This is a genomic window from Tessaracoccus luoxuelianae (assembly GCF_054483915.1).
Genome location: NZ_CM137013.1, coordinates 445882 through 457662, shown reverse-complemented (window position 1 = coordinate 457662; position 11781 = coordinate 445882). Strand labels below are relative to the sequence as shown.

Genomic DNA, 11781 nt, shown 5'->3' with positions numbered 1-11781 from the left:
TGCTGGGGTCTGAGCTGGGGTCACCAGCTGAAGCGTTCGCTGTGGATGTGCCTGTCAGGCACCCCGCATTCGCGGGCAGCCGCCGCGGCGGCCGCCATCCAGGCCGTGGCGCCGCAGAGGAAGACGTCGTGGTCGGCGATGTCGGGGATCAGCTGCCGGAGGGCCTCAGCGTCGGTGAGGTGGGCGGCGGACTCGGGGAGCCAGGTGTCGCGGCCGGGCGCGCGCCGGCCGAGGATGTAGACCACCCGGGCGCCCCTGGCGCGCCCGATCTGCTCGATGTCCGCTCGCAGCGCAAGGTCCTCGTCGCCTCTTGCGCGGTAGAGGAGGGTGACCTCGCCGGGCTCCTGCGGAAGGCCCTCAAGGAGGGCGCGCATCGGGCTGATCCCGATGCCTGAGGCCATCAGGGTGACCTTCCGCCGCGTTCGTACGCCGGGATGGAGGCGGCCGTAGGGGCCCTCGATGAGGACGCGGGTGCCGGGCTTCACGTCGGCGAGCTCGCGGCTGCCGTCGCCGAGATCCTTGACCGTGATGCGCAGACTCAGTCCGTCCGGCGCCGCCGAGAGTGAGTAGGGATGCGCCCGCGTCCACCCGGCCCCGGTGAGGAACCGCCAGTTGAAGAACTGGCCGGGCAGCGGGTCAAGGCGGTCGAGGTGCCGGCCGTGCATGGTGACCGACACGACGTCGGCCGATTCCCGCACGACGCGCTCGACCCGGAGGCCGTGGACGGCGCTGCGGTAGACGGGCAGGCCGATCCTGAACACGAGGATGGCGCCGGCCGCCGCAGCCCATAGCGTCCACCAGTACACCGTCGCGACGGGGCTGCTCACGAAGTCCTGACCGGTCCACAGCTGATGCGGGAGCGCGAGGCCGACGCCGAGATAGGCGTAGAGGTGGAGCAGATGCCAGGACTCGTAGCGCAGCCTGCCGCGGGCCTTGCGGATGCTGGTCACCACCACCATGACGAGCGCGACGGTGCCCGCCGTCGCCAGCAGCATGCCGGGGTAGTCCACCACCAGCTCCCAGAACTGGACGAAGGGGTTGAGGTTGTCCGAGGCCGCGTATCCGACGGTGATGAGGACGATGTGGGCCGCCATCAGCCAGAAGGACCAGAACCCAACCAGGCGGTGCCGTCGGACGAGTTCGTCCTGCCCGTACACGCGCTCCACCACCGGGATGCGGGCCATCAGCAGCACCTGGATGAGCAGCAGGTCAGACGACACCAGCGCGGTCAGCCGGCCGAGGCTGGTAAGGCCCGAGGCCCAGCCGGTCAGGTCCTGCACGCCACCGCCGGAGACCCACAGGGCCACGACCACAAGCATGCTGGCCCAGGTGGCCATCCCGACGGCGTCGCGCCACCACCCCGGCACCAGTGCCCGGGTTCCTCGTCGGGACGCCGACGACGGGGTGGACTGGGCCGGGCGGGTGGTCGGGCGGGCGTGTGTCCGGTCCAGGAGCGTGGTCATGGGGCGTCCTCTGCTAGATGTCGCTGTCCCCTACCCTGGTGCGCGCTCCTGTCACACCGGCCTCACGAACCTGTGAGTCAGCCATGAACCCGTGCCCCCGTCGCCTAGGGGGTGGATCTGGTGCCGTAGTCGAAACCAGATCTGCCACTCAGCTGCACGAGGTAACCCGTCGTCCCGGACAACCCCCCAAAAAGGCTCGCTGACAAGGTCACATACCGTGGGCAACAGAGCGGGTCACCACGACGGTGCCGCGAGACGGCTCCCCGCCTCGGGTGACCTGCCAGGCCGCTCCCCGTCCCTCGACCGAGGAAGCGGGATCGCCCGCCCCGCTCCACCTGACGACGGTGTGCTCGTCGATCGCGATTCCGGAGTCGACAAGGCCGGCGCCGACGGCCGCCACCAGCCGCGACACCGTCCCCCACTGCGCCGCGTGCACGTCGACGGCGAAGGGGACCAGCCCGACGCCGTCGACCACCGTGACCTCCTCCAGCTCCTCGCCTGCGTCCTCGTCGCAGACCGCCACCCCGTCGATCAGGTAGCCGCCGATCACCGCGCGCTGGGCGGCGATCGCCGCGCCCGCTGAGAATCCGAGATACGGCATCCCCTCCTGGACCCGCCGCCGCACCAGGGCCCCGATCTCGGCGAAGGCGGCGAGGTAGGCCGGGGTGAGTCCCCCACCGACGAAGAGGCCGTCCGCACCGTCGACGGCGGACGGCGGGAACACCTCTCCCTCGACGATCGCCCGCACCGCGACCCTCGCTCCGGCGAGCGTCAGCAACCGGCTGAACCGCTCGACGCCCTCGTCGTCATCCGCCTCGAGCACGAGAAGCGCATGGATGGTGGCACGGTCCGGAGCGCCGCCCCAGTCGGACGCCTCCGTGACGAAGCGTTGAATGAGCGCGACGACGGCGCCCTCGTCGCGCCCTCCGCCCACGAGGTGAACGGTGCCGGGGCGCTTGATCGTCGGTTGGGTGGTGTCGTCGTTACTCATGGTCATCATCCTGACACCGCCTGCCGGGGGTCGCCGGTGGCGACGCGGCTCAGCGGAGCCCCAGGACAGATGTTTCGACTCGCCGGTGAGTGGGTAGGTAAAGAACGTCAGCGGTCAAGATCTAGTGGAGGGCGAGGCAATGGCAGACAACAAGCTCGGCGGTCAGTTCTACGCGACGATGCGCGACAAGCACTACGCCGAGCGCCAGATCCGACGGCATGCACGCTGACGCTGTACTGGGAGAGCGGTACCGCCTCTCGCGCCTGATCGCCTCCGGCGGAATGGGCGAGGTGTGGCAGGCCCACGACGCCGTCCTCGACCGCGAGGTTGCGGTGAAGCTGCTGTCCGCGGGAGAATCCGACCCCTCGGCGCTGGAGCGCTTCCGTCGTGAGGCGGTGGCCATGGCCGCACTCCAGCACCCGAACACGGTGTTGGTCCTCGACATCGGCACCCATCACAGATGGACCTACATCGTGATGGAGCTCCTCCCGGGGCCGACGCTCGCCCAGCTGGTCGCCTCCCGCGGCCCGCTTCCGGACGAGGAGGTAGCCGCTCTCGGTGCGCAGGTGGCGGCCGGCCTGGAGGCCGCCCACCGCGCGGGCATCGTGCATCGCGACATCAAGCCGGGCAACCTGATGCTGAGCGCGTCCGGAACACTGAAGGTTGTCGACTTCGGGGTGGCCCGCTTGTCCCAGGCCGCCGCCTCCGCCCTCACCGCGACCAACACCATCGTCGGGAGCGCCCTGTACCTCTCCCCCGAGCAGGCGGCCGGATCGCCGGCCGACGAGCGGAGCGACCTCTACGCGCTTGGCTGCGTCCTCATGACTCTCGCGACGGGGCGGCCCCCGTTCGAGAGCGAGCACCCGATCGGGGCGCTCCACCAGCATGTGAGGGTTGATCCGCCACTTCTCCGCACGCGACGCCCCGGTGCGAGCGCGGCCCTGGAGGCCTTGATCGCCGAGCTGCTGGCCAAGGATCCGGACGATCGTCCGGCGTCGGCGGCGGAGGTCGCGGGCCGGCTGAAGAACATCGAGATGTCGCTGCCCGGCGCTACGGCCGGGCTCGCCTACACCTCCGCAGCGACGACCGCTCGGATGGCCGGTTCAACCGCCGTGATGCCCACCGCAGGATTCACCCGTGCGGAGCCGCGCCGTGCGCGTGCATCAGACCCCCGGCCGGGGCGGGGCAGGGCTCGAGCCCCATGGGTGGCGGCTGGCGTCCTTGTCTCCAGCGCGCTCTTGGCGGCGATGGCCCTGACCCAGGGCGCGGATCCCGACGGGGATCCGGGGACCTCCGTGGCCAACTCCCCCGCCGCGGCTGCCAGCCCCTCGCCGCTGCCATCGCCCTCGTCGACTCCCTCGTCCACGCCCGACACGTCGGCGACCACCTCGACGACGCCGGCTCCGGCTTCTACACGCGCCACCGTCGTCCGGGACACCGCACCCCCCGTCGCCGCCGACGACGACAAGCCGGCGCGCGGCAAGTCCGACGAGAAGAAGCCGAGCAGCGCTGACGACGCCAAAGCGAAGGAGAGGCCAACCCAGGCCGGGAAGAACTAGAGGCGGCGCGTGGGGTGGGCGGATCAGAGTGTCGCGGCGGTGGGATCCGTCTTCGGGGCGAAGCGACGCGACAGGAACTCGACGAGTTCCGCCGTGTCCGGCTCCTCCTCGTCGAGCAGTGCCATCACGGGTTCCAGCTCTGACGCCGCGACAGGGTCCAGACCACCGAAGACACTCAAGCCGACCACCGTCGGGGCCACGCGGGTGCAGTAGTACTCCCCTGCCTCGACCCGTCGGCTCCAGTCCAGCTCCGTGACCTCCTCGACCTCACCGGTCCGGACATCGCGAAGCGTGATGGAGCTGCCGGGGATCGCCGAGGCCACCTCGTACACCGACCGCCTGGTCAGCAGCCACTCCTGCGCCAGTTGCAACTCGTCGGGGGGCAGCAGAGCGCCCCTACGGTTCAGGTACTCAGCGAAGACGCCTCCCTCCCACAGGGCGACGTCGAGGATCAGGCCCTCCTCCAGCGCCCGGTCGAACCCGTCGGTCCCGTCCCAGTGCTCGGCACGTGCCTCGGCGAGCTCGAGGATGAACGGCGTGTCCTTCTCGATGAGGTAGCCGACCGCCTTCTGATAGAGCCAGTTCCAGCGCTCGGTGAGCGGGAGCTGCGCTTGCCGAAGATGGCACTGCTTGAACTTCTTCCCCGAGCCGCACCAGCACGGAGCGTTCCGCGGCAGGCTCCGTCCCTGCCCCGGCAGGAACTGCTGCAGGTAGCCGTAGAGCGGGTCGTCCTCGGCGCCGGCGCGGCGGAGCAGGGACATGCCACGGGCCGCGTCGCCTCGGTCGCTGGCGCACACGGCCAGCGACAGCAGCGCCGGGGGCCACGAGGGATCGAGCGCCTCGGCCTGTTGGTACAGCTCCTCGGCACCAAGCACGTTCCCCATCTCCTCGACGGCCACCCCCCGCATCCACCTCAACGCGACCCGCGCAGGCCGGGGAGCGTCGGGCTCCCACGCACTCGTCAGCGCAGCGACGACGACGGGCTCCCCGTCGAATACGCCCAGAGCCTCGTCGAGGAAGGCCACCGCGACGGCGGGGTCCCGCAGCAGCGACACCGCCGCCTCGACACCCTCGCCCGCGATCCCCAGGGCCCCGAAGCCTTCGAGCCCAGGGCCCGCGGACTCGCCGGCCCCCTCCGCGGGACCGACCCACCTGGCCAGAGCCTCCGAGACTTCCGACTCCCGGGCTTCTTCCTCTGTCTCCATGGCCGAGTCGAGATCGTGGGTCATTCCGACCACGATCTGCAGCAGCTGCACGACGGCGACCGCCTCCGATTCGTCGAGGTCATGCTCCTCCTGGATGCGGCGCAGAATCTCTTCGGCCTCCCCGGCGTCGAAGTCGTAACCCTCGGTCGCGATCAGGGAGCCACGGCGCGCCACCCCGCAGGATTCGAGCTGTTCACCCAACGGGAGCTCCGGCCGACGCAGCAGGTCGTTGTCGGCCGCACACACCGCCCACACCGAGTTCTCGATCAGATGCGGCCGATCCGGGGACTCCCCCACCAGGGCCGCCAACGCCTGGCCGGTGCTCATCCCCGAGGCCTCCCCCACCGCCAGCAGCTCAAGGCCGTCCTGCTCGACCCTCACTCCGACGATGTCACCAACGCCGAGCCCTAGCCCAGCAAGCCGCCCGCGTTCGAGCAGTATCGCCCCCGACGCGACCTCCGCATCGATGGCCCTGTCCAGGAGCTCAGGGTCGGACGGATACACGACGGCGGCGTCCGCGCCGTCGGTGAAGCGGTCGTACGGCGGGTCGCCGATCAGTACCTCCAGCGGCGCCAGGTCCCCCGGCGTGGCGAGCAGGTCGTGCTCCACCTCAGCCTCGCTGAGCCGATGGGTGAAGGTTCGCCCCTCAAGCAGCGCAGGCAGCCACACCCACCGTTGGTCGGCGACGGGCATGATCGGGGGATCGGTCTCGACGAGGAACTCCTCGAACCAGTCCCCCTCGTCGTCCACAGTGAGGCCAAGCGCGAGAAGTTGCTCCCGCAACTCGTCCTCGTCCATGGGCCCGTGGGCGATCAGGAGGTCGCGCGTGGCGGCGAGAAGCTCTTCTGGAGAAGAAATCGGCATGACAGCCACACTATCCGGGGCCGGACATCCGTGCCCTTCGTCGGTGGAGGAGCAACTCACACCTGCCCGGACCTCACTGGACGAGGCGGACGTTGTCTCCGGTGAGGTTGGCGCGGAAGCCGCCGTCGACCACCTTCACGCTTCGCAGGACGACCCCGTCGGGCAGCCCTTCGATACGGTGCTCGATCGTGACCAACTCCCGCACCGCGCCCCCCAGCAGATCCGAGATGAACTGAGGCCCCCCGATGTCGATGGAAGTCGGCACGATCACCAGTTCGCCGCCTACGGCCTCGACGGTGCCGGTGGCCCCGACGGGGAGGCTCCGTCCCAGCGCCTCCACCCGCGTGTCGACGCGCACCTCACCCCCACCGGCGGAGCTCAGTGTTGCGTTCGGGCCCAGCTCCGCGGCCACGACGTCGAACGGGACCGTGGCCGTCAGATCGAGGTGGCGGGCAACGAGACCGTCAGGCCCCGACGTGACGTCGGTGCCGGTGCCGACGACGTCGACCAGCGGCGTTGCCGCGGCGACGACGGAGCCGGCCTCGAGCGAGATGTCGCCGAGCCAGACCTCGTTCTCGGCGAGATCCGGAGGCGGGGTGGGTTCCACGATGGGTGCCGTTGTCGACGCGGCGGGCGTCGGGGCATCGGTGCTGCCCACCGGCCGCGTGATCGACAGCCAGAACAGCAGCAGCGCGAGGAACACAAGGCCGAGCATCGCAACGGCCCCGATGGCCCAGTCGAGCACTCGCCCACGCAGGCGTCGACGCGACGATGACGTGGAGGCGTGGTTGCCGTCCGGCTGGACTGGGTACTGATCAGCCATTCGCACGTGCTTTCCTGACGCGGGTGCGCCGCTCGCGCTGCAGGATGCCGGACGGCCAACTGCTCAGCGGACCCACCAGCGTGATCAGCGACGGCACGAGCAGCGCTCGGACGATGAATACGTCGATCAGGATACCGACCCCCAGCAGGAAGCCCAGTTCGCGGAACGGTCCCAGCGGAACCAGTGCGAGGAGCCCGAAGCTGGCGGCCAGCGCCAGGCCTGCGGAGGTGATCGCTCGGGTCGACTCCGGGGTGGCGACGAGGAGGGCGTCCTTCATCGACCGGTGACGGGCCTCCTGCCAGACGTGGCCGACGGCGAAGATGTTGTAGTCGGACCCGAGGGACAGCAGGAGCACCGAGCCCGCGAACGGGACGTAGAACGTGAGGTCGTCGTGCCCGAGGAAGTCCTGGAAGAACAGCACCGACAGACCCAGCGCCGCCCCGAGCGCGAGGACGCTCGACGCGAGGAGGTACAGGGGGGCGATCAGCGCACGCAGGAAGATGACCAGCAGAAGCAGGTTCACGGCAAGCGCGACGAGCCCGATGCGGAGGAGGTCGTTGGTGGTGTCCGCGATGATGCCCGAGGCGAGCGCGGTGTCACCGCCGACGTGGGTGGTGACCTGGCCGAGGTTCGCGTCGGCGGCGAGCCGCGGAAGCGCTGCTTCAACCTGCCTGAGCGTGTCGATCGCCGTCGCCTCGAGTGGCGTGCTGTCGAGGACCATGAGGAAGCGGACGGCGTCGCCCGACTCAGTGGTGAAGGCGCCGACGTCGTCAGCGGCGCGGAGGTCGCCGGGGCCGATCACGCCGGCCACTCCCGGCTGGGACTCGAGGGCCTCGCCCAACTCGGCGACTTCGTCGGTCTTCTCCCCCACTCCCGGTCCCTCGAGCACGATCTCTGTCGGAGAGATGATGCCGGGAGCAAAGCCCTGGCTGGCCGCATCGGCTGCTCGCTGCGCGCTCGTCGAATCCGGCAGGGATTGGACGAATCCGAGGCCGAGGTCAAGGTTGCGCGCCTGGTAGGCGGCGGCACCCAGGCCGGCCACGCACAGCAGCACGAGGACGAAGGCGGAGCCGCGGTGCGCGACCGCCCGGGTGAGGAGGGAAGGACGTGCGCGCACGGTCGCGGGTTCGGCGATGAGGGTTCGCGGCCAGAACGCGGCGCGGCCGAGGATGGCCAGCAAGGCGGGCACGAGGGTGACGGCTACCACGAGTCCGGTGAGGACGGTGAGCGAGAGGGCGGGCCCGAACCCGCTGAAGAGTGGGGACTCGGCGACCAGCAGCGAGGCTGTTCCCGCCGCGACCGTGACGCCGGCGACGGTGACGATCGGCGTGACGGACGCGGTGGCCAGGCGGGCTGCCTCGAGGCGTTCGTGGCCTTCCCGGAGCCGGCTGCGTACCCCGGACAGGTAGAAGATGCAGTAGTCGGTGACGATGCCGAGGAGGAGTGCGACGATCAGTGGCCTCAGATCGGCCGGGATCGACACGTCCATGACGGTGGCGGCCCATCCGGAGACGCCGAGCGTGACGAACACGGCCGCCCCCACAGAGATCAGCGTCAGGGCCGGCGCCGCCAAGGAACCGAACGTAAGCGCCACGATCGTCAGCACCGCGAGGACGGTCACCGCCTCGACGATGTGGACGTAGGAGTTCAGGACCTTGCCCTGGGCGGCGCGCGCAGGGATAGAGCCTGTGACGCCCACATACCCGTCGGAAGCGTCCGTGAGCTGGTCGGCGGCGAAGTCCTCGACAACCTGGGTCTGCTCGAAGAAGTCCAGCGCGGGGTCCGCGAAGACGAAGGTGACGACGGTGGTGTTCTGCTCACCGGCGCCGGGGAACGCGCCCTCGGCGTTGGGCACCGGGATTGCGCCGAGGAGTTCCGTGTCGTGCTTCCCCTGGTTGACTGCGATGCCACGCATGACGGCTTCGGCCTGGACCAATGGAGGCAGGCCCTCAGGGTTGCGCTGCACGATCGCCGCTCGACTCAGGAGGGGGATTCCGAACAGCTCCATCGACCGCTGCTCCGCCGCGAAACTGGCGTCGTCGGCCCCGAGCGCTTCGATGTCATTGGCAGTGCTCTGCATTGGCGGCAGAAACAACGTCGCCGCGATGGCCGCCGCCACCCATCCGAGGACGATGACCCAGCGCAGCGCGACCACTACTTGGGCATAGCCGTACCAGAGTGTCGCCATGAAGCCGCGGCGCGGCTCCACCTCGACCGGCCCAGGTGCTGCGGTCATGACGTGGGGCTGGGGCTGGGGTTGGCGCTCGAGTTGACGCTGGGGTCGGCGCTGACGGTGGGGCTGAGGCTGGGCTTCGGAGAGGCGGACTCTTCGGCCTGTGGGGTCCTCCCGGCCTGGGCAAGGCACTCCTCGGACGCCCCGTCGGCCGTCTCGCGAGCGTCTTGAAGACGGTCCAGGGTCTCCTGCAGTGCGCGCGCGTCCTGCGCCTCCACACCCCTGGCGAGGTCGTCGATGGCCTCGTCGACCACCAGGCTGTACTCCGCCGCCCGCACGCACGCGTCGGACACCTCACCCGGCTCCGTGCTCGAGCTGTCCGCCGTCGGCGACGGCGACGGCGACGGGCTGGCGCTGATGACCGACTGCGCCTTGATCGGGGTTGCCCACCCGATGCCCAGCAGGAAGACGCCAGCAGCCGCGGCCAGCGCAATCCCGGCAAGAAGGCCGATGAAAAGCATCACCCCGCCGCTGAGTGAACTGCCACCCCGGCGCGAGGCGCTCCCGCGATCGTCACCTGTCATCGATCCTCCTCGTGGTGAGGCCGTCACCTGGCCCGATGGGCCTAGCGATACTGCGATGGCAATTCTCAAACGCGAGTCGCACCGCGTTTGCGGTCAGGATCAGCACGTGACCCGGACGCGACACGGCAGTGAGGGCCGCGGTCGTCGTCGAGGAGGTGCTATTCGGCGCTCGTCAAGCTCAGGCACGCGGAGGCGTCAACGGTCGCCTAGGCGCTGGCCGAGTGCCCGGTGGGGGTGCCGATTGTGCCGGTCATCTTCGCCGCGACACGGCAACTGGCCCAGGAATGGACATTCCGGTTCCTCGGCGCGGCGTTGCGGGAGCGACGGGAGTCGCGGGCAGCCGACTGGTCATGATCCCGGGGCCCCACGCGGCTACGGTGACGGATCTGACGCCGGCCTCCACGGACTCTCGCAGCCGCGCTCTGGCAGCCATGAACGGGCCGAGCTACGTCGTGCGACGGAAGGCCCCCAGCGCATTGTCCAGGGCCTCGAGGCCGGCCCGCCTCTCCCGCACATCGAGTGACTCCGCCAAGTCAAGGGCGGCCAACACAACACCGCGCTGTGCGAGGTCGCCGACAATATCGAGATCCATCCCCGTGGCGCGGAGAGTTACTCGACCCTCGTCGTCACGGATCAACCCATGAGCACGGACCACGTCCTCGACCTCGCTGACCGCCAGATAGCCGTCGATCCTGGTGGTCTCGGCCAGCCCAAGCTGCCTCCCGGCATCCATGGCGCATACGAGCAAGCCGAGACGGTACTGACCCGCGCTCGAATGCGCCCGATACCGCCTTACGACGGCACGACCGCGCGCACGCTCCACGAACTCGGACGCAGTCAGTCCCCGAAGCCGCGACCTCAGACGCGACCGCTGCGTCAGCCCCAGCCAGGACGCATGCCCACCCGACAGCAGCGACACCGCCGCCCACGCCGTCGGCTCAGACCATGCCCGCTGATGTGATCCGCCACGCACCGCCACCAGCCGCTCCACCGAGGTCCCGTCCACGACCCCTCGCGCCAATTGGCGCAGCTCTCCCTGTGCGACCAGATGCTGCACCTGCCGTGTGGACACCCCAAGACGCTCAGCCGCTTCGGAAACCATCATCAACCCCACAACAGAGAGCTTCGCATAAACGAATAGGTTTGCCAACCCTGCATCGAGACGGCGACCACCCCAAGCTCGCTCGTCGCGGAGCAACTCAAAGCCTTGCGGCAAGGCATCTCACAAAACACCTGAGCCTGCCGAGCCCGTGTGCCCCATCGGGGCCGGCGTCATCATTGGTCTGGGCCTACACGATGCGTGCTTCGGGGGCGGATCTGATGGCGTGGTCGGCACCAGATCCGCCGAACCAGGGCTGGTCATCACCGATTCTTCGGCACTACTGGGCCAGGCGGAGGCGAGACTCGCGAAAGTACGAATACCGGACCGCGAATCTACGGAACTACGGTCTGAACTCGATCACGCCGTCATCCGTCGCTGATTTCGGCCGCCACCTTACGCAGCTCGGCGACAAACCCCGGCAGGTCGTCGACGGCGGTAGCGATCAACACCTCCAGGTCGACCGACCAGTAGCCATGGACAATCCGATTTCGAAGCTGGCTGGGCCTCGACCACCTCACCTCGGGGTGCGCCTGCTTCACCGACTCCGGGAGCTGCGACGCCGCCTCGCCGAGCACAGTGAAGTTCCACAGCAAAGCTGTCGCGTCTCTGACGGTCGTGCGTGAGCGACTCGACTTCCAGCCCCGCCACAAGTCGTGTCGCCTGCTCGGCCGCGTCGATCATCTCGCCGAGGAGCAGTAGTTCACGCCGCGGCATAGACCGGCTCCGCCTCCAGCAGTACGTGTTCACGCAACGCAGGGTGTAGAGCCCTTCGCGCCACCAGATCCACCCTGCGCCCGAACACGACGGCCAACTCGTCCGACAGGTCCTCGATCTCCCAACCCAGCCGCGCACCAGGGGCAAGCGTGTACAACAGGTCGATATCGCTGTCGGCTTCCGCCTGGCCACGCGCAACGGACCCGAACACCTCCAGTGACGCGATCCCACACCGCTGGCATATGTCGCGCAGCCGTTGGCGATCAGGACCAACGATCTCCACAGCGACCCTCCCCTCGAACC

At 69.4% G+C, this 11781-nt stretch carries 10 protein-coding genes; 1 reads left to right on the top strand and 9 read right to left on the bottom strand.

Translation table 11 applies throughout. The features are described 5' to 3' along the window. Positions 1-20: 20 nt before the first annotated feature. Positions 21-1463, bottom strand: coding sequence for a ferredoxin reductase family protein (locus tag ACX1D1_RS01825; protein ID WP_459055677.1), 1443 nt, complete (start codon positions 1461-1463; stop codon positions 21-23). Between the two features lie 208 nt (positions 1464-1671). After that, entirely contained in the window at positions 1672-2454 is a 783-nt protein-coding gene (locus tag ACX1D1_RS01820; RefSeq protein WP_459055676.1) for a Type 1 glutamine amidotransferase-like domain-containing protein, read from the bottom strand. 218 nt (positions 2455-2672) lie between these two features. Here ACX1D1_RS01820 and ACX1D1_RS01815 point away from each other — a divergent pair, with 218 nt between their 5' ends. Beyond that, positions 2673-4013, top strand: coding sequence for a protein kinase domain-containing protein (locus ACX1D1_RS01815; protein ID WP_459055675.1), 1341 nt, complete (start codon positions 2673-2675; stop codon positions 4011-4013). 23 nt (positions 4014-4036) lie between these two features. On the opposite strand, the gene ACX1D1_RS01810 is transcribed toward ACX1D1_RS01815, so the two are convergent. The 7 genes from ACX1D1_RS01810 to ACX1D1_RS01780 form a co-directional block, all read right to left on the bottom strand. Beyond that, positions 4037-6082: an SEC-C domain-containing protein gene (locus ACX1D1_RS01810; protein WP_459055674.1), complete on the bottom strand. Its 2046-nt coding sequence runs from the start codon at positions 6080-6082 to the stop codon at positions 4037-4039. Between the two features lie 73 nt (positions 6083-6155). Beyond that, positions 6156-6905 (bottom strand): LmeA family phospholipid-binding protein, encoded by a 750-nt coding sequence (locus ACX1D1_RS01805; protein ID WP_459055673.1) that lies wholly within the window; start codon positions 6903-6905, stop codon positions 6156-6158. After that, positions 6898-9141 (bottom strand): MMPL family transporter, encoded by a 2244-nt coding sequence (locus ACX1D1_RS01800; protein WP_459055672.1) that lies wholly within the window; start codon positions 9139-9141, stop codon positions 6898-6900. The genes ACX1D1_RS01805 and ACX1D1_RS01800 overlap by 8 nt, the downstream gene beginning before the upstream one ends. Further along, the gene (locus ACX1D1_RS01795) at positions 9138-9662 is read right to left on the bottom strand and encodes a hypothetical protein (RefSeq protein WP_459055671.1); all 525 of its coding nucleotides are present in this window, start codon (positions 9660-9662) and stop codon (positions 9138-9140) included. Before ACX1D1_RS01795 ends, ACX1D1_RS01800 begins: the two co-directional genes overlap by 4 nt. A 445-nt stretch (positions 9663-10107) precedes the next feature. Next, a complete protein-coding gene (locus ACX1D1_RS01790) occupies positions 10108-10860 on the bottom strand; it encodes a hypothetical protein (protein ID WP_459055670.1) in 753 nt (250 codons plus the stop codon). 269 nt (positions 10861-11129) lie between these two features. After that, positions 11130-11357, bottom strand: coding sequence for a HepT-like ribonuclease domain-containing protein (locus tag ACX1D1_RS01785; RefSeq protein WP_459055669.1), 228 nt, complete (start codon positions 11355-11357; stop codon positions 11130-11132). Positions 11358-11464: 107 nt separating this feature from the next. Next, positions 11465-11761: a nucleotidyltransferase family protein gene (locus tag ACX1D1_RS01780; RefSeq protein ID WP_459055668.1), complete on the bottom strand. Its 297-nt coding sequence runs from the start codon at positions 11759-11761 to the stop codon at positions 11465-11467. Positions 11762-11781: the final 20 nt, after the last annotated feature.

Coding starts and splice junctions, on each gene's coding strand:
- ACX1D1_RS01805 (WP_459055673.1), bottom strand. CDS start 6,905: ATGGCTGATCAGTACCCAGTCCAGCCGGACGGCAACCACGCCTCCACG.
- ACX1D1_RS01815 (WP_459055675.1), top strand. CDS start 2,673: ATGCACGCTGACGCTGTACTGGGAGAGCGGTACCGCCTCTCGCGCCTG.
- ACX1D1_RS01810 (WP_459055674.1), bottom strand. CDS start 6,082: ATGCCGATTTCTTCTCCAGAAGAGCTTCTCGCCGCCACGCGCGACCTC.
- ACX1D1_RS01800 (WP_459055672.1), bottom strand. CDS start 9,141: ATGACCGCAGCACCTGGGCCGGTCGAGGTGGAGCCGCGCCGCGGCTTC.
- ACX1D1_RS01820 (WP_459055676.1), bottom strand. CDS start 2,454: ATGAGTAACGACGACACCACCCAACCGACGATCAAGCGCCCCGGCACC.
- ACX1D1_RS01825 (WP_459055677.1), bottom strand. CDS start 1,463: ATGACCACGCTCCTGGACCGGACACACGCCCGCCCGACCACCCGCCCG.
- ACX1D1_RS01795 (WP_459055671.1), bottom strand. CDS start 9,662: ATGACAGGTGACGATCGCGGGAGCGCCTCGCGCCGGGGTGGCAGTTCA.